We start from the raw sequence: 25,702 nt of genomic DNA on the forward strand, positions 1-25,702 counted from the left end.
TTAGCAAAGCGTGGCGATGATGACCCGATCAGCATTGAAACAGGCATTCACGTCCGTTCCCTGTTGCAGCTTTTGTTGCTCAAGCAGGGCGTTCGGTACCATTGCGCACAGTGTTTCTCCCCCTGTCAGCGTAATCAGAACTTCGCTGTTTTCCACACCGTGCTGAATGGTCTCAATTCGCCCAGGCAAGACGTTATCAACGGCGGGCGCAGCGGACGTGGCAGCGTACACATCGATCCACGGGGCTTTGATCAGCGCCAGCACCTCTTTTCCTTTCTGTAATTGCAGACGTTCGGCGCTTTGCTGCGTAATCAGGGCGCTGATCGTTGTTTTACCATTGGCGAGTAAAATATCCAGATGTTGTTGCACCTGTTCTTCACCGCGTGCGAGCACGGTTCCAAAAAATTGGTTACGTGCGCTGGTTTGCAGCGAGAAACGCGCGATGGCTGCCAGCAGGCTATCCAGCGGTAGTCCGTCTTCCTGCAAGACATCAAAGGCTTTTTGCTGAATCTGCGCGAGCAAATCGTACAGTTGGAGAAGGCGTTCGCCGTAGCGGGTAAGTTGAGCGCCACCGCCGCCTTTGCCGCCGGTCATACGTTCAACAATGGTCTGCTCGGCCAACTGGTTCATCTCATTGATGGCATCCCATGCGCTTTTATAGCTAATTCCTGCCAGTTTGGCTCCCTGGCTGATTGAGCCGGTATGACGAATTTGCTTGAGTAGCTCAATACGCCGTGGATCGGCGAATAAACGCTGTTGGAGTTTCAGGGTGAGAAGAATTTCAGCCTGCATAGTGAGGGCACCGTCGGTGAGTTTAATTCTCTGTATTGTCGCTATTTTCTTCATCAGGGGCAAATCGCACAAATAGACGCACTATTTTCTATTACTGCGGTAGACTACGTGGCAATAATGACGATCTCGGTTTACAGTGAAATAGCACATTCGACGAGCTAAAGTAGCGGTAACCGTTGCAATAAGTGAGGTAAGCATGTTGGAGTTGTTGAAGAGCCTGCTGTTTGCAGTTGCCATGGTTCCTGTGATGATGGTGGTTATCATGGGCGCGATTTATTGCCTGGGCGAAGTGTTTAACGTGTTGTCCCGTATCGGTCATTCCGACGGTCAGCGCGCAAAGAATCAGCACTGATTCACGATCCTTTCCTATTTTGATGTCCGGCTTTTTTGCCGGACATTTCTTTTCTACCCCCCATATCTACCTCTTTAAAGCGCATGACACTGCTTTATGATTCGTTATATCATTATTTACACAACGATAATTGTCAGGAGACAAGAATGAAGCAGCAATGGTTAAAATGGTTTGCCGCACTGACCCTCAGTGCAGGAATGGCGCTGCCTGCGGCGGCAGAAGATAAAGTCACGGTGTTCGCCGCGGCATCACTGACGAATGCGTTGCAGGACATTGCTACGCAATATCAGAAAGAGAAAAACGTTGCCGTTGTAGCGTCTTACGCATCATCTTCAACGCTGGCGCGCCAGATTGAGCAAGGTGCGCCTGCCGATCTGTTCATTTCTGCTGATCAACAGTGGATGGACTACGCGCAGGATAAAAACCTGATGGATACCACCACGCGTCACACGCTGCTGGGCAATGAGCTGGTGGTGATTGCGCCGAAAGCCAGTGCGCAGAAAGATCTCAAAATTGATGATAAAACCGACTGGAAAAGCCTGCTGAAAGGCGGACGTCTGGCCGTTGGCGACCCGGATCATGTGCCTGCCGGAATCTATGCGAAAGAAGCGTTACAGAATCTGAAAGCCTGGGATGAACTCTCCCCACTGATGGCTCGGGCGAACAACGTACGTGCAGCGATGGCGCTGGTGGAACGTGAAGAAGCGCCTCTGGGCATTGTTTACGGTTCTGACGCGGTTGCCAGCGATAAAGTCAAAGTTGTCGGTATGTTCCCGGCAACGAGCCATAAGCCTGTCGAATATCCGATGGCGATCGTAAAAGAACATAAAAACCCAGCGGTTACCGGGTTTTATGACTACCTGAAAACGCCGGAAGCAGCAGCTGTATTTAAACGTTACGGCTTCGCGCCGCGTTAATGATGCTGAGTGATTACGAATGGCAGGCAGTTGAGCTGAGCCTCAAAGTTTCCGTTGTGGCTGTGGCGTGCAGCTTGCCGTTTGGGATACTGATGGCGTGGATTTTGGTGCGCTGTCGGTTCCCCGGCAAATCGCTGTTAGATAGCATTATCCATTTACCACTGGTGTTGCCGCCAGTGGTCATTGGTTATCTGCTGCTGGTGGCGATGGGAAGACGCGGCGTAATCGGTTCCTGGCTCTATGACTGGTTCGGCTTCAGCTTTAGTTTTAGCTGGCGCGGTGCTGCATTAGCGTCGGCGATTGTCGCGTTCCCGCTGATGGTTCGAGCGATTCGGCTGTCACTGGATGCTGTCGATAAGCATCTGGAACAGGCTGCCCGAACACTGGGTGCCACACCCTGGCGTGTGTTTTTCACCATCACATTACCTCTCTCTTTTCCCGGCATCGTTGTTGGAACCGTATTGGCGTTTGCCCGTTCGCTGGGTGAATTTGGCGCGACCATTACGTTTGTTTCTAACATTCCCGGTGAAACCCGAACCATTCCACTGGCGATGTATACCCTGATTGAAACGCCCGGTGCGGAGGCTGATGCAGCAAGACTGTGTATCATTGCCATTGTCTTGTCGCTGGCTGCGCTGTTGGCATCGGAATGGTTAACAAACTGGAGCCGCAAGCGGTTGGGGGGATAATGCTGCAACTCGATTTTCATCAACAACTGGGCAACCTCGAACTCCGCGTTCAGTCTGAACTGCCCGCGAACGGGATTACCGCTATTTTTGGCGTATCCGGTGCGGGGAAAACCTCGCTGATTAATGCCGTTGTTGGCCTGACTCGCCCAGATAGCGGGCGGATTGTGCTCAATGAGCATGTCTTGGTGGATACGCAGCAGCGTGTTTTTCTTCCACCGGAAAAGCGTCGAATCGGCTACGTATTTCAGGACGCTCGCCTGTTTCCACATTATCGTGTACGTGGCAATTTACGCTACGGTATGGCTGAGGTCATGGAATCGCAGTTCGATGATATTGTCGGTTTACTGGGTATTGAACCGTTGCTGAATCGCTATCCACGGACGCTGTCCGGTGGAGAAAAACAGCGTGTCGCGATTGGCCGGGCATTGCTGACTGCGCCGGAGCTGTTGCTCATGGATGAACCGCTGGCGTCGCTGGATTTGCCCAGAAAGCGTGAGCTGTTGCCGTATCTGGAGCGTCTGGCGAAAGAAGTCAAGATTCCGATTCTGTATGTCAGCCACAGTCTGGAAGAAATTGTTCGATTAGCCGATCATGTTGTAGTGCTCGATAAAGGCAAAGTGAAAGCACAAGGGATTCTGGAAGAAGTGTGGGCCAGCAGCGCACTACGCCCCTGGTTACCGAAAGAAGAGCAGAGCAGTATTCTGAGTGCGCGCGTGTTGGCTCAACATGAGCATTACGCGATGACGGCGCTGGCATTAGGTGACCAGCAGGTGTGGGTCGGTAAAGTCGACTTGCCGCAGGATGCCGCATTACGCATTCGGGTGAATGCGGCGGATGTTTCTCTGGTGCTACAGCCGCCGGAAAAAAGCAGTATCCGCAATGTGCTGTGTGCCAGCGTGGTGGAATACCTTGATGTAGACGGACAGGTTGAAGTGAAACTTGAGGTTGGTCAGCAGACGCTGTGGTCCCGCATTACGCCGTGGGCACGAGACGATCTCGCACTTCATCCCGGGCAAGCGCTCTATGCGCAGGTTAAGAGCGTGTCCATTACGGCGTAATGGAGGTCAATTCGGTTTTTCTCTGTTGCAGTGAGTTGGCCGATAATAAAGTCGTGACTTTCTGGCAGTAGCCTGTGGTTTATGGACGCATGTTGTCAGGTTCGAAGCCTCATCGCCGTGTGCTACGGTGATGAGGCTTCCGTATAGATGCCTCGCACCGTGGTAGCCCTCGATCTCTCAAGCCTTACACGATCGACATTCTTCTCAGTAACGACGTTTTAACCGTCGTTTTCTTCCCTATTGTCAGGGTGATCAACATGTTGTGACGACAATCACTTGCGGCAACACTGTCACCGCATGTTTCCCAGCTTGAGCTGTCATTCATTGAATGACGCGAATGAGATCCTTATCACTGGAAAGTGATATAGCCATAGCGTAGCTGGCTGTTTTCGCGCAATGATCGGGTATCTGCTTTGCTTGAGGGGAAAAGAAGAATGACGCACTTTGTTTTAGTGGGCGATGTCGGCGGCACCAATACGCGTTTGGCGCTGTGTGACGCCATGACGGGCGAGCTGTCGCAAATCGAGACGTATTCCGGGCTGGATTTCCCTTCTTTGGAAGGGGCAGTCCGTGATTATCTCGATTCGCGACAGGTCACGGTGCAGGATGCCTGTATCGCGATTGCCTGTCCGATTACCGGTGACTGGGTGGCGATGACGAATCACACCTGGGCATTTTCCATCGCTGAAATGAAAGTGAGTCTGGGCTTACGCCACTTTGAAGTCATCAACGACTTTACCGCAGTTTCTATGGCGGTGCCGGTGTTGGGGAGTGAGAGTCTGCTCCAGTTCGGAGGCGGGGAGCCAGTACCGGGTAAGCCCGTCGCCGTGTATGGTGCAGGCACGGGTCTGGGGGTTGCTCACTTGGTTCATGTTGCCAATCAATGGATTAGTTTGCCGAGTGAGGGCGGGCACGTGGATTTCGCGCCGAATAGCGATGAAGAAGACAACATTCTGGCGGTATTGCGCCAGTCGCTGGGGCACGTTTCCGCAGAGCGCTTACTCTCCGGTCAGGGGCTGGTGAATATTTACCGTGCCGTGGTGCTGTCCGATGACCGTACGCCGGAGGCGCTCGAGCCGAAAGATATTACCGAACGGGCCGTCAACAACACGGATGTGGATTGCCGTCGCGCGCTGTCGCTATTCTGCGTCATCATGGGACGATTTGGTGGCAATCTGGCGTTAAATTTAGGCACATTTGGCGGTGTTTATATTGCGGGCGGCATCGTGCCGCGTTTTCTTGAGTTTTTTAAAGCTTCCGGCTTTCGGGCAGCCTTTGAAGACAAAGGACGATTGAAGAGCTATATGCAGGATATCCCTGTGTACCTGATTACCCATGAACAGCCGGGATTAATGGGAGCGGGCGCTTACCTGCGTCAGGTGCTCGGCAACGCGCTATAAGTGAGCGTGTTCGTTGAGCGCAATCAGGCAATCGCCTAATACGGCTTGCTTGCCTGATTGCATCATCGTTGGTTAGGCCAGAATGCGGGTGCGGATGACATCTGCGATGCTGGGTTCCTCATTGCTGCCAATCACCAAATCGGCACGTGCTTTGATTTCATCGGCGCTGTTGCCCATGACGACACCCAATCCAACGCCTTCCAGCATGCTGATATCGTTAAAGTTATCGCCGAATGCCACGACGTCTTTCATACTGATGCCTTGTTCGCCAAGCCATTGCTGAAGCAGTTTGCCTTTGCTGTTACCGGTTTGAGCGATATCAACCTGATCTTGCCATGACCACTCACAGGCCAGTCCGAGCTGCTTTTCCACTTCCGCGGCGAAATGGTTCAGCGTAGGGACATCGGCGTGTGTGGTCGCGAATTTCCAGATGGCGTGGGAGGCTTCCGTTTGGCGCACCAGATTTTCCACCTGCGCAAAGCGGGGGCGCTGTTGTTCCGGCAGGTTAGCCGCCCATGCCAGCGTGCGAACGACGTGCCCGGTAGGATACTGGTAATACATATCGTCATCAGCATACATCAGCCCATGAATATCACATTCCTCCAGCAGTGCGATGACGTTTTTTGCCTGTTCAACAGAGAGTGGATTGGTGTGTGATGCCTGGCCCTGCTGGTAATCATAGACATAGGTGCCGTTACAGCAGATAGCGGGCGTATCTAACTGCAATCCCTGATAAAAAGGGTGAATGGCTGAGTGGTGGCGCCCGGTGACGATCATCACTTTTATACCTTGCTGGCGGGCTAGCGCGAGTGCGCTAAGTGATTCGGGCAGGATTTTTTTCTGTTGATTCAGCAGCGTACCATCAAGATCAAGTGCAATTACTCGGTAGGTCATCGTTGTCTCGCAAATAAAAATGTGGATATCGAATTAACCTTACGATAAAGGACGCGGCGAGAAATAGACAGACAACAACGAGATAAAAGTGTCTTAGATCTATTTGATGACGAATGATGCCGTGAGGCGGTGGGAAATCGGGCTAAACGGACAGTTTGGTAGCGCCATTGTCGATTTTCTATGCTTTCAACGGCTTATCATCTATTTTTTAAGCAATTGATCAAAACGCAGCTTTACAATGTGCGATGTACTGTTTATAGTGCGCGTCATTGCGGAGGAGTGGCCGAGTGGTTGAAGGCACCGGTCTTGAAAACCGGCGACGCGAAAGTGTTCTAGAGTTCGAATCTCTACTCCTCCGCCACTTTCAATATTCAAATCTTCATCTTTTTTATATCGTTATTTCCTGCTTCTTCATTCTCTCTGACGATTTACCGTCGCAATATCTCTTCATTCATTATCGCTGCATCTTCAGCGTCTATTAATCAAATCGTTTTCCAGCCAGTATAAAATTACGCCGACGACATAACGCTGCTCTTCGTCACTCAGCGGCTGGTGTTGGGCGATATGATGCCATTTTTCCAGACATCCGCGACAGCAGGTTGCGGTGGCGTGTTGTGCAATAAATACGGGATGGCCGCGCATCGGGGTCTGCTTGCCATCATTGGCCGGATCCGCCGGTGCCAGTTTGCGTGCGATAAAATCGGCGGCGTGGGAGGCGATCGTTTCTTTACCTTTGCTGTAGCAATAGTCTCGCTCTTTGGCACCCAACTTAAAACGCTGGCGGAAAGGGGAACGCGACAGCCGGGAAAACAGCGAATCAAACGTGGTCATAACCTAAAGTCCGTAAAACATGAACGATGCAAAAAATAGGGACATGCGGACGCTGCCGTATCAATCATTACTTAAATCAGCCATTGCTTAAATCAATAGTAGCCTTGCGATGTCTCTGTAGAATAAAGTGATTAGTCATTTATGGTATACCGTGCGTCAGGTTGAGCAAGTTCGTTATCCTTCTGATGAACCTCTTTTTGAGCCTTCCTGAGCCGCTACATTCGCGTGAAACAAGGAGAATACGATGCAGCAAGTGGTTTATGTCGCCAGCCCGGAAAGCCAGCAGATTCATGTTTGGCAACTCGGTGCTCAGGGAAATCTGACATTATTGCAAACCGTTGAGGTTCCAGGGCAAGTTCAGCCGATGGTGATCGCACCGAACAAGCGCCACCTGTATGTTGGCGTTCGTCCTGATTTCCGGGTTCTGAGCTATCGTATTGATGAACAGGGTAAATTGACGCAAGCAGGTGTGGCATCTTTACCTGGCAGCCCGACGCATTTGTCGACCGATAATGACGGACGTTTCCTGTTCAGCGCATCTTACAGTGGCGCTTGCGTGAGTGTTAGCCCAATCGGTGCTGACGGCATCGTTGGCGAGCCTATTCAGCAACTGGATGGATTGGAAGGATGCCACTCTACCAATGTCGATCCAACCAACAGTGTTGTATGGGCGCCTTGCCTGAAAGAAGACCGCATCCGTTTGTACGATCTGGGGACGGCGGGCGAATTGAGCGAGCATCGTCAGGCTGAAATAACGACGGTAGCGGGTGCCGGTCCACGCCATATGGCTTTCCACCCCAATCAGCGTTTTGCCTATTGTGTGAATGAACTGGACAGCTCGGTGGATGTGTACCAGTTGGATGCCGCCAGCGGTGAATTGCAGAAAGTACAAACGCTGGATGCCATGCCAGCAGGTTTCAGCGACACGCGCTGGGCGGCAGATATTCACATTACGCCGAATGGCCGTTTCCTGTATATCAGCGATCGTACGGCCAGCCTGCTGAGTGTTTTCCAGGTGTCTGAAGACGGCAGCACGTTAACGCTGGCGGGTCATCAGCCGACCGAAACGCAGCCGCGCGGTTTCAATATCGACAATACCGGTGAGTTCCTTATTTCAGCAGGGCAGAAATCTCAGCACATCGAGGTGTATCACATCGACCAGAACACGGGCGATCTGCAACCGCTGGCGCGTTATGCCGTCGGTCAGGGGCCAATGTGGGTGTCGGTGCTGGCGCTGGACTAAATAGGCCAAGCACAACATTGAGATTAAGCCCTGCATTTATCCGCAGGGCTTTTTTTCGATTAACCCCGGTATTCGATAATCGACAAACCCGCGTTGTAATCCGTGCTGTAGATGATGCCGTCGGCATCCACAAACACATCGCAGGACTGAATAATCTGCGGCCTGCCGGGACGTTTATCGACCATGCTGGCTGGTGCAGCAGGCACCAGCGCACCGGTTTCTTTCGGCTGGTACGGGTTACTGATGTCGTAAGCCCGCACGCCCGCATTTTGATACGTTGCGAAGATCAGTGACGAACTGATGAAGCTGCCTGGTCGGTTTTCATGCAGATTATGTGGGCCAAAGTGTGCGCCTTTTTTCACATAGTCTGTTTCTTTTGGCTGCGGGAAGGTGGCGATGCTCACCGGGTTACTCGGTTCACGAATATCGAACACCCAAATCAACTTCTCGCCATCTTCCTGATTATCCAATACGGCTTCATCCAACACGATTAGCAAATCGCGATCCGGCAGCGGCAGCGCCGTGTGTGTGCCGCCGCCAAACGGTGGACTCCAGTTACGATGGCTGATGAGTTGTGGATTGGTGCGATCGCTCACGTCCAACAGTGTTAGCCCGCCATCGCGCCAGCTTCCATAGGCGGTGTCGCCGCTGATGATGGCGTGGTGCAGGGCATAACGTTTGCCCTCTGACCAGTTTGCGGTTTCCCCACCGGCGGTGTGCATGCCGGGTAGCCAGTAGCGGCCAGCAACCTCAGGGCGCTGTGGATCGGCCAGATCGATAGTCAGAAAAATATAGTCGCTGTAGCCATCGAGCAGCGCGGAGACGTAGGCCCAGCGTCCACCCACGTACCAGATGCGATGAATGCCAATGCCGTCCAGCGGCAGGAAGCTGATTTCACGCGGTTTATCCGGCGTTGAAATATCGAAAATCCGTAATCCGGCGCTCCAGCTTTTGCCCTGCTGTTTGGTACTGACCGTATCGGCGACGGAGCGGGTGTAATAGACCTTTTCCTCGGCGAAGCTGGCATCGGCAAACAAATCGCGTGCGTTAACGACAAGCAGCAGGTCATCGTGCGTTTGCAGGTGGATATTCCAGGTACCGGGCGGGGCAGCAATAAACCCCGCCGGCTTGGGATTTTTGGCATCGCGCACATCCACAATCGACACGCCTTGTGAAACCATGTGCCCGATGTAAGCGTAGCCGCGATGAACCATCACCTGCACGCCGTCGGGTCTGCCGCCCTGATCGCTGTGTCCAATCAGCCGCATATTGCGGCTGTAATCAGGAGTGGGCAGAGGGGTCGATGCCATAACGTTATCTCCATATTATTTTGCCTGTTTGGCTTCCAGTGTAGCAAACCACGGTGCGATAAAATCATCCGTTTGGCCCCAGCCTGGGATGATTTTCGCTAATCCCGCGACGTTGACTGCACCAGCCTGACTGGCTAACAGCGCCTGCGGAATGGCTGCGGCGCGGAACTCGTAGGTTGCTGGTGTGGGTTCTCCGGCTATCTTGTTGGCAACCAGACGCAGGTTAATTTTACCGATCAGTTTTGGATCAACCGCCACACTGACTTTCCACGGGCTGCTCGCTTCACGCATCAGCTGTAAATCCTGATTGGAGATGTCGATGCTGTACAGTTTGATTTCAGTCCGGCCGTTTTCTTTCAATGCCTTATAAGCGCCCTGGCTGAAGGCATCCCACGATCCCCAGATTGCATCGATTTTGCCTTTTGGGTATTTCGCCAGCACCGCGCCGACTTTGTTGGCGGTATCGCCCTGTACGTCAGAGGATACGGCGCCAATCGATTCCAACTCCTTGATGCCGGGGTTAGCTTTCAGGATCTGCTGATAGGCAAGCTGGCGGCGTTCCATCGGCGGAAAGCCTGCGACCCACAGCTTGATGATATTGGCTTTACCGTTGAAATCTTTCACCAGTTGGCCGAGTGACTCGTTAGTCAGCGAAGCGTCATCCTGTTGGGTGACGGTCACGCCGGGAATGTCGCCGTTCACGGCAGTATCAAACACGGAAACGGCAATGCCGCTGTCGACGATACGTTTAATCAAATCGGTAGAGTAGGGATCGCGACCCTGTGACAGGATGATGCCGTCATATTTCTGGCTAATAGCCTGATTCACGAAATCCTGAAAGCGGGCATCGTCGCCGTTGCTCAGGAAGGTGCTGACCTTGAAGCCCAGCTTTTTGCCTTCTTCGAGCACGCCGGAAACAAACTGCGTGGTGTTGTCGTCCGATCCCAGATTACGGATAACCGCGATGCGAACCGGGCCGTCATGATTGGCGATAGCCGCTGGAACGGGAGCAATTGTGGCGTTCTGATTGGCCAGTGCCGGTAATGCAGTCAGTAAGCTCAGTGCAAGCAGGGCGGGCGTAAATCTCTTCATTATCAGCTCCATGGCGTTTTATAAATTGATGTCGTGTTGATTGCAGTATTGTTATGTTCTCTGCGTCATTACTTTATAGCTGTCTTTATGTCTGGATGTCTATTTAAAAATGATACTGCATCATAGCCGCTGAGCGATAGTCGGGAAAGAGGGGAGCATTATGACGTTTGGGTTTAAGTTATAACGATTCGTGCTGACTGCGGATAAAAAAGAAAATGCCCGCAGGGCGGGCATTCGAGGTTGCTGACAAAGTCCGTATGGCGGTAGTAACGGATAGATCGTAAAGACGCTGTAAATACATCCCTGTACGCTCGGATTGCGCCATCCCTGGCGCAAACGCTTTACTCTTCTATTCCGTTACTCCCGTTCTCGTTCGATAAATAGGTTTGTCAACAGCCTGAAATGCCCGCGAGGCGCGGCATTTCAGGTGAGTGGTAGGATGAAGAAAGAGCGAGTTATTTCTTCGCTTCTTTCTCCTCCATTTCACGTGCCCAGCGCGGGTGGTGTTTACGCGCCCAGCGTTTAGAGACTTTGCCTTCAATCATCCCTTTGATCGACCCTTTGACCCAGAACGCCATGTACATATGGATCAGGATGGCATGGATGAGGACGATGGCTGCAACCGCATGAATCAGAATGGCATAGCGCACGATATCAATCGGGAACAGGTGGGCAAAGTAAGGACGCCACATAATCACACCGGTAATCAACAGCACCAGTGCTAGCCCCATAATGCTCCAGAACATCATCTTCTGACCTGGATTGTATTTACCCACTTCTGCGACTTCATGCTCATTGCCTTTCAACACTTCAATAATGTTGAGGAACCACGGCAGATCGCGCTTCTTCGGAATGTTATGACTAACAAACCGGAAGAACATCGGAATCAGACAAATGACGATCAACACACCAAAAAACGGGTGCAGAATACGTCCCATTTGTGGTGTACCAAACGTCTGCGTCAACCATTGCAGGGTTGGGAAAAACAAAGCAATACCCGAGAGTGCGACCAGGAAAAAGCTAATCACCACAATCCAGTGACAGATGCGATCGATAAACTTGGTACGCAAAATCATTTGTGGTTTACTCATGTTTGTCTCCCCCTTCTTTGTCTTCTCCCTCGTGCTCATGCTCCATTTCTTCCGTGTTTGGACCCACACCGACGTAGTGGAACATTAACCCAGCGAATGTGGCGACAAACCCTAACGCGGACAGCGGTTTCAGAATGCCTTTCCACAGATTGACCGGCGTGGAAATCTGCGGGTTATCTGGCAGATTGTGATAGAGCGATGGTCTGTCCGCGTGGTGCAGAACATACATCACGTGCGTACCGCCCACGCCCTGCGGATCGTAGAGGCCTGCGTGCTCATAGCCACGGTTTTTGAGATCCGCGATACGTTCTTCCGCCAGATACTTCATCTCTTCTTTCGTACCGAAACGAATGGCACCGGTCGGACAGGTTTTCACGCAGGCAGGTTCTTGCCCAACGCTGACTCTATCGACGCACAGCGTACATTTATAGACGCGGTTATCTTCTTTATTCAGACGTGGGATATTGAACGGGCAACCGGCGATGCAATAGCCGCAGCCGATGCAATGCTCGGACTGGAAATCGACGATACCGTTGGCGTACTGAATAACCGCGCCAGCGGAAGGGCAAGCTTTCAGGCAGCCTGGATCGCTACAGTGCATACAGCCATCTTTACGGATCAGCCATTCCAGACGATCGTTCTCTTCCACTTCGGAAAAGCGCATCAGCGTCCAGGATTTGGCGCTCAGATCCGCTGGGTTATCATAAACCCCGAGGTTATGGCCGACTTCATCGCGAATGTCGTTCCACTCTGAGCAGGCAACCTGGCAGGCTTTACAGCCGATGCAGGTTGTCACATCAATCAGTTTTGCCACTTCGCTTTTGTCATTACGCACATGCGGAGGCGGTGTAAAGCCGTTGGTGGCCGAACGTTTAATAATATCTTGTGATTGCATTGACATAATTGGCTACCCTTACACCTTCTCTACATTAACCAGAAACGCTTTGTATTCAGGCGTTTGTGAATTAGCGTCGCCGACGCTCGGGGTGAGTGTATTAGCCAGGAACCCTTTACGCGTGGTTCCTTCAAAGCCCCAGTGGCAAGGGATACCCACGGTTTCCACGCTGCGTCCGGCAATTTCCAGCGTCTTGATACGCTTGGTGACTACCGCTTTGGCTTTGATGTAGCCACGCTGGCAGGAGACTTTGATTTCATCGCCCGCTTTAATGCCTTTGCTCTTCGCCAGATTTTCACCGATCTCAACAAACTGTTCCGGCTGCACAATCGCGTTCAGACGTGCGTGTTTTGTCCAGTGACGGAACAATTCGGTAATCGAGTACGTTGTCGCCACGTAAGGGAAGTCCTTCGCGGTGCCCATGGTTTTCGCATCGCGTTCAAACAAACGCGCTGCCGGGCTGGACACCACCGATGGATGCAGCGGGTTGGTGCCGATAGGGGATTCGATCGGTTCGTAGTGCTCAGGGAACGGCCCATCGACCAGCTTGTCTACGGAGAACAGACGTGCCAGACCTTCCGGCAGCATGATGAACGGCCCGGTGTCTTTGCCCGGTGGTACGGTCGCGGCGAAATCAGGCACATCAATGCCTTGCCATTTCTGACCATTCCATTCCAGTAATTTACGTTTGCTGTCCCACGGCTTACCTTGTAGGTCGGCAGAAGCGCGGTTATAGAGGATGCGACGGTTTTGCGGCCAGCACCATGACCAGTTCGGTGTGCAGCCCAGACCGGCATCCGCATTGTCGCGTCTGTCCATCTGGTTACCCGCTTCCGTCCAGCTACCGGCATAGATCCAGCAGAAGCTGGATGTGGAGCCGTCATCGCGCAACTGCGAGAAGTCAGCGACCTGTTGGCCTTTCTTCAGGATCAGTTTGCCGCTGTCATCGTAGATATCGGCCAGCGCCATGCCGTTGGCTTCACGAGCGATCTCTTCCGGTGTCGGATCTTCCGGGTCTTTATAGTTCCAGTTGATGTTCATCAACGGATCGGGATACGTACCACCTTCTTCGCGATACAGCTCACGCAGGCGCATCAGCAGTTTACCGAGGATCTTGCCGTCGTGATGGGCTTCTCCTGGTGGCTCAGCCGCCGCCCAGTGCCATTGCAGCCAGCGGCCTGAGTTGGCGATAGAGCCATTCTCTTCGGCAAAACAGGAAGAAGGCAGACGGAAAACTTCAGTCTGAATGGACTTCGTATCCACGTCATTGAATTCGCCATAGTTCTGCCAGAACGTGGATGTCTCGGTGACCAGAGGATCGATGATGACCATATACTTGAGTTTGGAGAGGGCTTCTGTCGCTTTATTTTTGTTGGAAAACGCAGCTACGGGGTTGAAGCCCTGAACGATATAGCCGTTCATTTTGCCTTCCACCATCAACTCGGTTTGCACCATAACATCGTAACTACGATCCCACTTCGGCAGCCAGTCATAACCCCAGTTATTCGACGCTTGAGCATTATCGCCGTAGAAACTCTTCATCATGCTGATAAAGAATTTCGGCGTGTTCTTCCAATAGTTAACCTGGTCGGGCAGCAGTGCGGTCGGCGTGATTTGTCCCAGATAGGTTTTCAGATCCGTTTGTTTTTCTGACGGCAGCGGCATATAGCCCGGAAGATTTAATGACAGCAGACCAAGGTCGGTATAACCCTGAATATTTGAGTGGCCGCGCAGCGCGTTGATACCGCCGCCAGCCATACCGATGTTGCCAAGTAAAAGTTGGATCATCGCCGCTGAACGAATGATTTGTGCACCGTTAGTGTGGTGCGTCCAGCCTAAGGCGTACATAAACGTCGCCGTTTTATTCGGTACACAGGTTTCGGCTAGCGTGCGACAGATCGTTTCATAATCTTTGGCGGATGTACCGCACAGGGATGTCACCATTTCTGGCGTATAGCGGGAAACGTGTTTCTTCAGCAGATTCCACACACAGCGCGGGTGAGATAGCGTGGTGTCGCGTTTGGCAAAGCCGGATTCATCAAGCTCATACTGCCAGCTGGATTTATCATATTGACGTTTTTGTGCGTCGTAACCGCTGAACAAGCCTTCGTCAAAGCTGAAATCGTCTCGTACGATCAGGCTGGCGCTGGTGTAAGACACTACATACTCATGATGAATTTTATCGTGTGTAATGAGGTAGTTAACGATACCTAACAGAAAGGCGGCGTCTGAACCTGCGCGAATGGGAGCGTAGAGGTCGGCAACGGCTGCGGAGCGGTTAAAACGTGGATCGACAACGATCAGTTTCGCATTATTGTGCGTTTTTGCTTCAACAGCCCACTTGAAACCGACCGGGTGCGCTTCTGCCGGGTTGCCGCCCATGACGATGATGACGTTGGCGTTTTTGATATCAACCCAGTTGTTGGTCATGGCGCCACGGCCGAATGTCGGTGCCAGCGCGGCAACCGTTGGCCCGTGGCACAGGCGAGCCTGGCAGTCGATGGCGATCATGCCCAGAGAACGGGCAAATTTTTGGTCGAGAATACCCGTTTCGTTGCTGGCGGCAGAAGAGCACAACATGCCTGTGGTCAGCCAGCGGTTGACGGTGTCGCCTTTGGCGTTAGTCCGTTGGAAGTTGGCGTCACGGTCTGCTTTCATCAGGCGTGCGATACGTTCGATCGCATCGTCCCAGCTGATTCGCTGCCATTTGTCGGAGCCGGGGGCGCGGTATTCAGGGTAGAGCAGGCGGTTTTCGCTGTGGATATAGTCGACCAGACCCGCACCTTTCGGGCAAAGGGAGCCGCGGCTGACTGGATGATCCGCGTCACCCTCGATATGAAAAACGGAAGGTTTTGCATTCTTGGCGCCATCGCCCAGGCTATACATGAGCACACCGCAACCGACCGAGCAGTATGTGCAGTTGTTACGTGTCTCTTTCGCGCGTAACAGCTTATATTGACGTACTGATGCCATTGCTTCTGTGGGTGTAAAGCCCAATACCGCGAGAGTGGTTCCAGCCATTCCTCCCGCGCAAACTTTAAAGAAACCTCTTCTATTGAGTTGCATTAGTTTCCCTGTGTCATTATGTGTCATTTTTGTTGCGAGCAATTTAACAACACATAAAATGTGGGTTTTGCGCGAAATCAAAATTTAAGTATTTAACCCCCCATTGCACCCATAAAGAGGTATGTTTTTTATTCGTTATATATTGTATCGCATAGCGATTTTGTTATTTCATGGTTACAAATCATGCGAAGCAGCGAGTCAGCCAGAAAGAAATAAGCGGGGATTTGTGGCGAAATTGTTGCAGAAAAAAGCCGGATAAGAATCCGGCTTGATGGGGAGGTTATTTGACTTGCATACCTGGCTGAGCGCCGCTGTCTGGGCTTAGCAGGAAGATATCTTTTCCGCCCGGCCCTGCAGCCATCACCATCCCTTCCGATATGCCGAAGCGCATTTTACGCGGTGCCAGATTAGCAACCATCACGGTTAAGCGGCCTTCCAGCTTTGCCGGATCGGGATAGGCTTCACGGATGCCGGAGAAGACCTGGCGGGTTTCGCCACCGAGATCCAACGTCAAACGTAATAGTTTGTCAGAACCATCAACCAATTCAGCCTGTTTAATCAAGGCGATACGCATATCGACTTTGGCAAAATCGTCAAAGTTAATCGTGTCCTGCACCGGATTGTCCGCCAGCGGACCGGACACGACTTTTTGCGCCGTGACCATGTCTTCTTTAGAGGCGTCAACCATCGCGTTGACTTTATCCAGATCGATGCGGTTGAACAGCGCTTTGAATGGACTTACCTGATGGCTCAGCAGCGGGGCGGTGATCGCGTCCCAGCTCAGTTCCGTGTTCAAGAACGCTTCTGTCCGCTGTGCCAGTGCAGGCAGCACCGGCTTCAGGTATGTCATCAGCACGCGGAACAGGTTGATGCCCATTGAGCAAATGGCCTGAAGATCGGCATCCCGGCCTTCTTCTTTCGCCACAACCCACGGAGCTTGTTCGTCGACATAGCGGTTGGCGATATCCGCCAGCGCCATAATTTCACGAATGGCACGGCCTGATTCACGACTGCTATAGGCTTCCGCAATACTCGTGGCAGCGTCGGTGAAGGTTTTGTACAGCTCGGCGTCGGCCAGTTTGTCCGCCAGTTTGCCGTCAAAGCGCTTGTTGATGAAACCGGCATTACGCGATGCCAGGTTGACGACCTTGTTCACGATGTCAGCATTCACGCGCTGCACGAAATCTTCCAGATTAAGATCGATATCATCAATGCGAGAAGACAGTTTTGCTGCGTAGTAGTAGCGCAGGCAATCGGCATCCAGATGCTGCAGGTACGTGCCTGCTTTAATGAAGGTGCCGCGTGATTTAGACATCTTGGCACCATTGACCGTGACGTAACCGTGTACGAACAGGTTCGTCGGTTTACGGAAACCGCTGCCTTCCAACATCGCCGGCCAGAACAGGCTGTGGAAATAAACGATGTCTTTACCGATGAAGTGATACAAATCCGCGTCTGAGTCTTTCTTCCAGAAATCGTCAAAATTCAGATCGCCACGTCTGTCGCACAGATTCTTGAACGACCCCATGTAGCCGATTGGTGCATCCAGCCAGACATAAAAGTATTTGCCCGGTGCATCAGGAATTTCAAAACCGAAATACGGTGCGTCGCGGGTGATGTCCCACTGTTGCAGACCAGAATCGAACCACTCCTGCATCTTGTTGGCGACTTGCTCCTGCAATGCGCCAGAGCGCGTCCAGGCTTGAAGCATCTCGCTGAACGCGGGCAAGTCGAAGAAAAAGTGCTCAGTGTCACGCATCTCTGGCGTGGCGCCAGACACCACTGACTTCGGTTCGATCAGCTCTGTCGGGCTGTAGGTCGCGCCGCAGACTTCGCAGTTATCGCCATATTGGTCAGCAGCCTTACATTTCGGGCAGGTGCCTTTAACGAAACGATCCGGCAGGAACATGCCTTTTTCTGGATCGTACAGCTGAGAAATCGTGCGATTTTTAATAAAGCCGTTCTCTTTCAGGCGGCGATAAATCAGACCAGACAGCTCACGGTTCTCTTCGCTATGCGTGGAGTGGTAGTTGTCATAGCTGATATTGAAACCGGCAAAGTCCTGTTGATGCTCTTGACTCATTGCCGCAATCATCTGTTCTGGCGCAATCCCCATCTGCTGTGCTTTCAGCATGATTGGCGTGCCGTGGGCGTCGTCCGCACAGATAAAGTGAACCTGGTTGCCGCGCATTCGCTGGTAACGAACCCAAATATCAGCCTGAACGTGTTCAAGCATATGACCGAGGTGAATCGAACCATTAGCGTAAGGCAGCGCGCACGTTACCAGGATTTTCTTTGCGACTTGAGTCATGAGGAACTTGCTTTCTTTTGTGAATAGAGGGAGATCGATGTTAACCGATAGCGCCTTGCTGCGTAAACCGCTGGCGTGAGTAAAACGGCAGGAAATCCCCTAGCTGATTTTAATTTGCGTAGTGTTTCCACGTTTTTGATGACGAAGGGCCTCACGCTTTCCTCGCTCTGGTATGCTATATACGATCTCAACGGTCAAATATGAGAATTTCAAGGAGCCGGAATGAACGCGACAGTCCCCGAACAACGCCCTGAAGCACTACGTGCGATGGTCGCCGGGGTTTTATCTACTTTTCAGCACCCGACACTGAAAAATAATCTGACGACACTCAATGCGCTGCGCCATTGTGCGCTGTTGGATAACGTGTTGCATATCGAACTGACGATGCCGTTTGTCTGGCTGAGCGGTTTGGCAGTATTAAAAGAAACGGTTAGCGATGAGCTATTACGTTTATCAGGCGCAAAGGCGGTCGAATGGCGTTTAACGCATGACATCGCTACGCTGCGGCGGGTTAACGAGCAGGCTGGTGTGAAGGGCGTGAAAAACATCATCGCCGTCAGTTCCGGGAAAGGCGGCGTCGGCAAATCCAGTACGGCGGTCAACATGGCGCTGGCATTGGCGGCTGAAGGTGCCAATGTGGGCATTCTGGATGCCGATATCTACGGTCCTTCCATTCCGACCATGCTGGGATCGGCCAGTGAGCGCCCAACCTCGCCGGACGGTCAACATATGGCTCCGATTATCGCGCATGGTCTGGCAACCAACTCGATTGGTTATCTGGTTACGGACGATAACGCGATGGTGTGGCGTGGGCCGATGGCCAGCAAGGCATTATTGCAACTGTTGCAGGATACGCTTTGGCCGGATCTGGATTATCTGGTGCTAGATATGCCGCCGGGTACGGGCGATATTCAATTGACGCTGGCGCAAAATATTCCCGTCACCGGTGCCGTCGTCGTGACGACCCCGCAGGATATCGCGCTGATGGATGCCATGAAAGGTATCGCGATGTTTGAAAAAGTCAGCGTGCCGGTACTGGGTATTGTTGAGAATATGAGCGTGCATATCTGTAGCAACTGTGGGCATCTGGAGCCGATTTTCGGTACGGGTGGCGCGCAGAAGCTGGCGGAGAAATACCACTGTTCCCTGTTAGGTCAGCTTCCGCTGCACATCTCCCTGCGTGAGGATCTTGATCGCGGTGAGCCGACGGTCGTCAGCCAGCCGGAGAGTGAATTCACGTCTCTGTACCGTGAGCTGGCGGGACAGGTTGCCGCTCAGCTTTATTGGCAGGGTGCCGTTATTCCCGGCGAAATTTCTTTCCGCGCGCTGTGATTCAACACTGTCCCACTCACCTGTTGCCTGGTAACGCGTGTTAGCAGGCAACAATGGGGGGAGGTGCGTGATACAGAACTTATCGCCTCATGCGGTTAAAGCTATCGATGATGTCTATGTCCGCAAAGAAATATTGCTCACTAGCGTAGCGTTCTCTCAGGCACTCTTTCAGCACCGTTAAAGAGCGAAGATGCGCAGTTTGTGTTTTTTCAATTTTGATTGATTCCAACAAATTTTGCCGATGCTGGTCGATTTTCTTTTCTCGTGTTTTTTGTGATGCCGCACCAAGCTCTTGCCAGATCATGCCCGATAGTGATGGATCGTGTTCTTGTTCTTTCAACTGATTTTTGACCGCTTCCATCCGATTTTTAAGTAACGCATTAATAGCCGGAATGACTTGTGAGTCAAAATTGAAAGAAACATCAACATATTTATGGTACATGTTCAAAATGGTCCAAATATCATTATCTTTCTTGGCTTGTGACAAAATTACCATAAGGTGATGTTTTTTCTCTTTTTCATCAGAATCTTGTTCACGGTCGGGATGAAGTACTTTCGCGATCTTCCGGTATAACTGTGTGAGATGATTCAAATCTAATGCGCTATCAGTAGGGGGGGTATACTCGTCTTCGTCCTGCTCGTCACTGTCACTAAAAAAATCGCTCTCGTGATGCTGAATATATTCTTCAATTTTTTCCCGCATTTTATTGGGATCTTTCATCATATCGAGTAATTCATCATCGGAAAGTTCTTCAACAAAACTAAATCGTTCTTCCAGAACATCACGGACAAAATCCAACTGTTCTTCTAAAGGTGGTTCATCCTTTTGATGCAACGCATTCAAGGCGAAGAACTGATCGGATAATTTATCGATATCAAGATGGCTATTGAAGGGGTAATTACGTAGCCTAGATAGCTCTTCATCGATCCAATGGAAGAGATCCTCTCGATCTCCTTTGCCCAATGATTTTTTCTCAGCAAAAGAAAGCAAACGTGCCGTTTTATTATAAACAGCCTGCATGTAGTCGTGTTCGTATGGCAGAAGTTCGCGCTGAAAATCACTGAATAGATCTGCCTGGTTTTTCTTCAGTTTATCGATTTTTTTCTGGTACTTCTCAATATTTAACCAGTAAAATTGAAATTGCTCTTGGGGAGTTTGAGGAGGGGCTGCCTTGTCGACTTTCTTGACAACCTTCTTTTTTACCAGTTTTGAGTGAGCCATCGTATCTACCAAGTCAAAACAGCCAAAGAAACCAAAGCTTAAATACTACCGATTCTCACCAGTCGCTGTCCATGAGTTATTCCATTTCCTTTGCGATAATAGTGAAACTGTAACCATTGAGAATTTTTGCTACCGGTAGCTGAAAATAGATATTGGACATAGCCAATTCAGGGAAAGGGTGGCGTGAAGGGGGGTAACTCCCTATAATTGCTGCGTCAAAGCGCCCGTTGGCGCATTCCCCTCTCTTTTATTTATGTTAATCAGGTCGTTAATACCATGACTGATCAGTCTCACCAGTGCGTCATCATCGGGATCTCAGGAGCATCCGCTTCGGGTAAAAGTCTTATTTCCAGCACCTTGTATCGAGAATTGCGCGATCAGGTTGGCGATCAGCATATCGGGGTGATATCTGAAGACAGTTATTATAAAGATCAAAGCCACCTGACGATGGAAGAGCGGGTAAAAACCAACTATGACCACCCAAGCTCAATGGATCACAGCCTGTTGCTGAAACATTTGCAAATGCTGAAAGCGGGTCAGGCGATTGAAGTCCCGCAGTACAGCTATGTTGAACATACCCGCAAGCAGGAAACGGTGCATATCGAGCTGAAAAAGGTCATTATTCTGGAAGGTATTCTGCTGCTGACGGATGCACGTCTGCGCGATGAGATGAATTTCTCTATTTTTGTTGATACACCGCTGGATATTTGTCTGCTGCGTCGCATGCGCCGCGACGTGAATGAGCGCGGACGCTCCATGGATTCCGTGATGGAACAGTATCAGAAAACCGTGCGTCCGATGTTCCTGCAATTTATTGAGCCATCCAAGCAGTACGCCGATATTATCGTGCCGCGCGGCGGGAAAAACCGTATTGCGATTGATATTTTGAAAGCCAAGATAAGCCAGTTCTTTGAATAATATCTCCTGAAGCATTCAGGTTGCGTGACCGGCGTTGACGTTTGGTACACGCCGCCGCAGTGTAATGTATGACGGAAAGAGATGAGGTTTATCTGATAGATACCGGTGTCGAATGGAGAATAAGATGAGACTGTGTGACCGTGACATTGAAGCCTGGCTGGATGATGGCCGACTGGTGATTACGCCCCGTCCGCCAACCGAGAGAATCTCTGGCGCGACCGTTGATGTTCGCCTGGGAAATCAGTTTCGCGTCTTCCGCGGACACACTGCGCCTTTCATTGATTTAAGCGGGCCGAAGGATGAGGTCAGTGCGGCGCTGGATCGCGTCATGAGTGATGAAATCAATTTACCGGAAGGCGAAGCATTCTTCCTGCATCCAGGAGAGTTAGCGCTGGCGGTGACGTTTGAGTCAGTGACGCTGCCCGATGATTTGGTCGGCTGGCTGGATGGTCGCTCTTCGCTGGCACGTCTGGGATTGATGGTTCACGTCACCGCACACCGTATTGATCCAGGTTGGCAAGGAAGAATTGTGCTGGAGTTCTATAATTCAGGTAAGTTGCCGCTGGCGCTACGCCCCGGCATGATGATTGGCGCTCTGAGTTTTGAACCGCTTTCCGGGCCAGCGGCTCGTCCATACAACCGCCGTCAGGATGCCAAATATAAAGACCAACAGGGTGCGGTAGCGAGCCGGATCGATAAAGACTAAGCCTCTTAGGGCTAGGTATCTTAGGGCTAGGCATCTGGCGACAGGCTTGCAAGGTAAACAGCAGGTGGCCGTGCGTTTCGCAATGAGGATGGCATGAGAAGATTTCTGACGACGCTGGCAATTCTGCTTGTCGTGCTGATAGCAGGAATGACGGCTTTGGTCGTACTGGTTAATCCCAATGACTTCCGCGCCTACATGGTGAAGCAAGTTGAGGAACGTAGCGGCTATCGCCTTCAATTGGATGGCGATCTGCGCTGGCATGTGTGGCCGCAACTGAGCATATTATCAGGCGGGATGTCGTTGAGCGCGCCGGGAGCCCGTGCGCCGATTGTCAGCGCCGAGAACATGCGTCTTGATGTGCAGCTGTGGCCGCTGCTTTCGCACAAGCTAGCGGTCAAGCAGGTGATGCTGAAAGGTGCCATTATTCGCCTGACGCCGGAAAGTGAAGCCAAACAGGCCAACAATGCGCCCATTGCCCCTGCGGGATCGCAGACTCCATCCGAAGAACAGCGCTGGCGGTTGGATATTGATAAGATAAAAGTCGCCGATAGCCTGTTAGTTCTGCAACGCAGCAATAATGAACAGATTAATGTTCGCGATATTAATCTTGCGCTGGAGCAGAGCAGCGACCGTCAGGTCAACATCGAATTATCAAGCCGTATCAATCGCGATCAGCGCGATGTTGCCTTTTCGCTTAATGCCGATGTCGATCTGTTGCACTTCCCTCTGCAGGTTAATGCCAATATCACCAGGCTGGACTTCCAGCTTCAGGGCGCTGACGTACCGGCAAGTGGGATAAGCGGAACAGGGAGCGTTCAGGCCAGTTATCAACAGCAGCCTGAAAAAATCACGTTTAGCCAGCTTTCATTGAATACCAATAATAGCCAACTGTCGGGGGCGGGGAGCGTGACGCTGGGCGATATCCCACATTACGATTTGGATCTGCTGTCGGAGAAGCTGGATGTAGACTCCCTGCTGGGAATTGAGGCGACAAAGGAAAACAGTACTTCCAACGCGCCGGCTAAATCCTCAGCGCCTGTTATTTCAAATGAAATTGGGTTAACCAAGCCAGAAGACAGTCTACAGGCATTCACCGCGCGTCTGTCGCTACAGGCTGCGACGGTGGTCTATCGCGGGCTTGATGTCCGTCAGTTCACGCTACGGGCAGAAAATCAGCCGGGATTGTTGGATATTACGACGTTGAGCGGTGAACTGGGCAGTGGGCATTTCTCATTACCTGGTAAAGTCGTGACGAAGCCATCAACCAGTATCACGCTACGGCCAGAACTCAAGGATGTTGAATTATCTCAACTCATGTCTGCATTTGCGTTGCCCGCCGAGACGGTCAGCGGAAAATTGTCAATGGCAGGACAGTTCAACGGCAACAGTTTTACGCTACCTGCGTTGCTCCATCAGTGGCAGGGAACGGCGACGTTGCAGGCCAATAGCGTCCGTCTACAAGGGTTGAATATTCAGCAAATGGTGCAGATGGCTGTCGCGCGTAGCAACGGTAATGTGCGGGGACAAGAGCGCTACGAGCGTTATACCGAGCTGCAACAGCTGACAGGAAAAGCCCGGTTGAATGCGGGTAAATTGCGTCTTACCGACCTCAATGGCCGTTCAGAACTGCTATCACTCAGCGGGGGGGGGCAATTCGATCTGCCTGCCCAGACCTGCGATGTTAATGTGAATGTCTCTATCACTCAAGGATGGCAGGGCGATGAGCAACTGGTCAGCGTGCTGAAAAACACGGCGATCCCGTTACGCGTCTATGGTGAGTGGGATAAATTAAACTACCAGCTACAGGTAGACCAACTGCTGCGTAAACGCCTACAGGACGAACTGAAGAAACGCCTGAATGACTGGGCAAGCCAGAATCAGCAAAGTCAGAAGGGTAAAGACCTGAAGCAGCTCCTCGACCGTCTTTAATTTTCTAAATACGCCGTTTTAGCTGGTTTGCTGACTCCTGTCAGCAAACCAGCAGCCTCTCCCCAACATTTTCTTCTGGTTTGTCATCCTTCTCCAGGCCGGCTTTGTGCTCGGTGTCTCTTTTTTAATGCTACATATTAATATTTTTCTCTTTTTTTATTTTCTAAAGCAGTAAACTTCGCTCCCTATTTTCGGTGCGGTGCGACTCCGTTGCCGGGGAATGTCTGTCAGATCATTTATTACTCAGGTATCGAAACACACTATGCTCGAACTTTTGATTGGTGTTGCTGTAACGATTCTGGTCGGTCGTTACATTATAAAAGGGTATTCCGCGACTGGCGTATTGCTGGTTGGGGGCCTATTACTTTTGGCAATCAGTGCCATGCTGGGGAAAAACGTCCTGCCCGCCAGCGCGAAAGCGACAGGCTGGAGCGCAACGGATATTGTTGAATACGTAAAAATTTTGCTGATGAGCCGCGGTGGCGATCTCGGCATGATGATTATGGTGCTGTGTGGTTTTGCCGCTTATATGACGCACATTGGTGCCAATGATGTCGTCGTCAAGCTGGTTTCCCGTCCGCTGAAAATGATTAACTCGCCTTATCTACTGATGATTGCGGCCTATTTTGTCGCCTGTCTGATGTCGCTGGCGGTGTCATCGGCAACCGGGCTGGGGGTGCTGTTAATGGCTACGTTATTCCCGGTTATGGTGAACGTTGGTATTAGTCGCGGAGCCGCTGCCGCAATCTGTGCCTCTCCGGTGGCGCTGATCCTGTCGCCGACGTCAGGCGATGTCGTGCTGGCGGCTCAGGCATCGCAGATGAAACTCGTGGATTTCGCCTTTAAGGCCACGTTACCTATTTCTATCATGGCGATCGTGTGCATGGCCGTCGCGCATTTCTTCTGGCAGCGCTATCTGGATAATAAAGCGAATGTCAGCCATGAAATTCTGGACGTCAGTGAAATCAAGACCGATGCCCCAAGTTTTTACGCCATTCTGCCGTTTACGCCGATCATTGGTGTACTGGTCTTTGATAGTAAATGGGGGCCGGAACTTCACATTATTACCGTGCTGGTGATCTGTATGGTGCTGGCTGCGGTGCTGGAATTTGCCCGTTCGTTCAATGCGCAAAAGGTGTTTGATGGGCTGGATGTGGCTTACCGTGGGATGGCCGATGCCTTCTCGAGTGTGGTCATTCTGCTGGTCGCAGCTGGTGTCTTTGCTCAGGGGCTTGGCACTATTGGCTTTATCAGCGGCCTGATTGGCCTTGCGCAGTCATTTGGCAGCGGTGGATTAGTGATTATGCTGGTGTTGGTTGCGATCACGATGCTGGCTGCGATGACGACGGGTTCGGGTAACGCACCGTTCTATGCGTTTGTTGAACTGATTCCAAAGCTGGCGTCGCAAATGGGCATCAACCCGGCCTATCTGGCCATTCCGATGCTTCAGGCTTCCAATCTGGGCCGTACTATTTCTCCGGTATCTGGTGTAGTGGTTGCTGTTGCCGGTATGGCAAAAATATCACCGTTTGAGGTGGTGAAGCGTACGTCGGTTCCGGTTTTGGTTGGGCTGATAGTGGTGGTTATCGCCACCGAGATCATGGTGCCTGCCTGATAGCAGAAATTAGGTAAACAGCAGCACCTTTAAGCTATG

At 51.6% G+C, this 25,702-nt stretch carries 21 protein-coding genes and 1 tRNA gene; 12 read left to right on the plus strand and 10 right to left on the minus strand.

The window, feature by feature from the left end; all coding sequences use genetic code 11:
* The gene (modE, locus tag NAL19_RS06360; RefSeq protein ID WP_263059141.1) at positions 1-792 is read right to left on the minus strand and encodes a molybdenum-dependent transcriptional regulator; all 792 of its coding nucleotides are present in this window, start codon (positions 790-792) and stop codon (positions 1-3) included.
* A 196-nt stretch (positions 793-988) separates the two neighbouring features.
* Here modE and NAL19_RS06365 point away from each other — a divergent pair, with 196 nt between their 5' ends.
* From NAL19_RS06365 to glk, 5 genes are all read left to right on the plus strand, one after another.
* Complete coding sequence (locus tag NAL19_RS06365; protein WP_010285329.1) at positions 989-1,144, plus strand: AcrZ family multidrug efflux pump-associated protein; 156 nt, start codon at positions 989-991, stop codon at positions 1,142-1,144.
* A 146-nt stretch (positions 1,145-1,290) separates the two neighbouring features.
* Positions 1,291-2,061, plus strand: a complete 771-nt coding sequence (modA, locus tag NAL19_RS06370; protein ID WP_263059142.1) for a molybdate ABC transporter substrate-binding protein — start codon at positions 1,291-1,293, stop codon at positions 2,059-2,061.
* Positions 2,061-2,750, plus strand: a complete 690-nt coding sequence (gene modB, locus NAL19_RS06375) for a molybdate ABC transporter permease subunit (protein ID WP_015839546.1) — start codon at positions 2,061-2,063, stop codon at positions 2,748-2,750. The genes modA and modB overlap by 1 nt, the downstream gene beginning before the upstream one ends.
* Complete coding sequence (modC, locus tag NAL19_RS06380) at positions 2,750-3,808, plus strand: molybdenum ABC transporter ATP-binding protein ModC (RefSeq protein WP_225088114.1); 1,059 nt, start codon at positions 2,750-2,752, stop codon at positions 3,806-3,808. The genes modB and modC overlap by 1 nt, the downstream gene beginning before the upstream one ends.
* A 434-nt stretch (positions 3,809-4,242) precedes the next feature.
* Positions 4,243-5,208, plus strand: a complete 966-nt coding sequence (glk, locus tag NAL19_RS06385; RefSeq protein ID WP_225087384.1) for a glucokinase — start codon at positions 4,243-4,245, stop codon at positions 5,206-5,208.
* Between the two features lie 72 nt (positions 5,209-5,280).
* On the opposite strand, the gene NAL19_RS06390 is transcribed toward glk, so the two are convergent.
* A complete protein-coding gene (locus NAL19_RS06390; protein WP_263059143.1) occupies positions 5,281-6,102 on the minus strand; it encodes a pyridoxal phosphatase in 822 nt (273 codons plus the stop codon).
* Between the two features lie 273 nt (positions 6,103-6,375).
* Between NAL19_RS06390 and NAL19_RS06395 the strand changes: the two genes are divergently transcribed.
* Positions 6,376-6,463, plus strand: a tRNA-Ser gene (locus NAL19_RS06395).
* 107 nt (positions 6,464-6,570) lie between these two features.
* On the opposite strand, the gene NAL19_RS06400 is transcribed toward NAL19_RS06395, so the two are convergent.
* The gene (locus tag NAL19_RS06400; RefSeq protein WP_225087386.1) at positions 6,571-6,933 is read right to left on the minus strand and encodes a DUF4186 domain-containing protein; all 363 of its coding nucleotides are present in this window, start codon (positions 6,931-6,933) and stop codon (positions 6,571-6,573) included.
* Positions 6,934-7,177: 244 nt separating this feature from the next.
* Between NAL19_RS06400 and pgl the strand changes: the two genes are divergently transcribed.
* Positions 7,178-8,176, plus strand: a complete 999-nt coding sequence (gene pgl, locus NAL19_RS06405) for a 6-phosphogluconolactonase (protein ID WP_263059144.1) — start codon at positions 7,178-7,180, stop codon at positions 8,174-8,176.
* Between the two features lie 59 nt (positions 8,177-8,235).
* Here pgl and NAL19_RS06410 read toward each other — a convergent pair whose 3' ends face one another.
* From NAL19_RS06410 to metG, 6 genes are all read right to left on the minus strand, one after another.
* On the minus strand, positions 8,236-9,486 hold the full coding sequence (locus NAL19_RS06410) for an LVIVD repeat-containing protein (RefSeq protein WP_263059145.1): 1,251 nt from the start codon (positions 9,484-9,486) through the stop codon (positions 8,236-8,238).
* 15 nt (positions 9,487-9,501) lie between these two features.
* Positions 9,502-10,578, minus strand: a complete 1,077-nt coding sequence (locus NAL19_RS06415; protein WP_263059146.1) for a sugar ABC transporter substrate-binding protein — start codon at positions 10,576-10,578, stop codon at positions 9,502-9,504.
* A gap of 455 nt (positions 10,579-11,033) precedes the next feature.
* Positions 11,034-11,669: a formate dehydrogenase-N subunit gamma gene (gene fdnI / locus NAL19_RS06420; protein WP_225087390.1), complete on the minus strand. Its 636-nt coding sequence runs from the start codon at positions 11,667-11,669 to the stop codon at positions 11,034-11,036.
* Positions 11,662-12,570 (minus strand): formate dehydrogenase subunit beta, encoded by a 909-nt coding sequence (gene fdxH, locus NAL19_RS06425; protein WP_225087391.1) that lies wholly within the window; start codon positions 12,568-12,570, stop codon positions 11,662-11,664. Before fdxH ends, fdnI begins: the two co-directional genes overlap by 8 nt.
* 12 nt (positions 12,571-12,582) lie before the next feature.
* Complete coding sequence (gene fdnG / locus NAL19_RS06430) at positions 12,583-15,630, minus strand: formate dehydrogenase-N subunit alpha (protein ID WP_225087392.1); 3,048 nt, start codon at positions 15,628-15,630, stop codon at positions 12,583-12,585.
* A 280-nt stretch (positions 15,631-15,910) separates the two neighbouring features.
* Positions 15,911-17,941 carry a methionine--tRNA ligase gene (metG, locus tag NAL19_RS06435; RefSeq protein WP_263059147.1) on the minus strand — a complete coding sequence of 677 codons (2,031 nt, stop codon included), beginning with the start codon at positions 17,939-17,941 and terminating at the stop codon, positions 15,911-15,913.
* A 222-nt stretch (positions 17,942-18,163) separates the two neighbouring features.
* Here metG and apbC point away from each other — a divergent pair, with 222 nt between their 5' ends.
* Positions 18,164-19,273 (plus strand): iron-sulfur cluster carrier protein ApbC, encoded by a 1,110-nt coding sequence (gene apbC / locus NAL19_RS06440; RefSeq protein WP_225087394.1) that lies wholly within the window; start codon positions 18,164-18,166, stop codon positions 19,271-19,273.
* A 79-nt stretch (positions 19,274-19,352) separates the two neighbouring features.
* On the opposite strand, the gene NAL19_RS06445 is transcribed toward apbC, so the two are convergent.
* The gene (locus NAL19_RS06445) at positions 19,353-20,495 is read right to left on the minus strand and encodes a hypothetical protein (protein WP_263059148.1); all 1,143 of its coding nucleotides are present in this window, start codon (positions 20,493-20,495) and stop codon (positions 19,353-19,355) included.
* Positions 20,496-20,771: 276 nt separating this feature from the next.
* Between NAL19_RS06445 and udk the strand changes: the two genes are divergently transcribed.
* The 4 genes from udk (at position 20,772) to dcuC (ending at position 25,663) form a co-directional block, all read left to right on the plus strand.
* Positions 20,772-21,413, plus strand: a complete 642-nt coding sequence (udk, locus tag NAL19_RS06450; RefSeq protein WP_015839564.1) for a uridine kinase — start codon at positions 20,772-20,774, stop codon at positions 21,411-21,413.
* A gap of 124 nt (positions 21,414-21,537) precedes the next feature.
* Positions 21,538-22,119 (plus strand): dCTP deaminase, encoded by a 582-nt coding sequence (gene dcd, locus NAL19_RS06455; RefSeq protein WP_225087396.1) that lies wholly within the window; start codon positions 21,538-21,540, stop codon positions 22,117-22,119.
* 93 nt (positions 22,120-22,212) lie between these two features.
* Positions 22,213-24,048 (plus strand): outer membrane assembly protein AsmA, encoded by a 1,836-nt coding sequence (gene asmA / locus NAL19_RS06460; RefSeq protein WP_263059149.1) that lies wholly within the window; start codon positions 22,213-22,215, stop codon positions 24,046-24,048.
* 262 nt (positions 24,049-24,310) lie between these two features.
* The gene (gene dcuC, locus NAL19_RS06465; RefSeq protein WP_263059150.1) at positions 24,311-25,663 is read left to right on the plus strand and encodes an anaerobic C4-dicarboxylate transporter DcuC; all 1,353 of its coding nucleotides are present in this window, start codon (positions 24,311-24,313) and stop codon (positions 25,661-25,663) included.
* Positions 25,664-25,702: the final 39 nt, after the last annotated feature.

The sequence above is a fragment of the Pectobacterium sp. F1-1 genome, assembly GCF_025643735.1.
GTDB lineage: Bacteria > Pseudomonadota > Gammaproteobacteria > Enterobacterales > Enterobacteriaceae > Pectobacterium > Pectobacterium colocasium.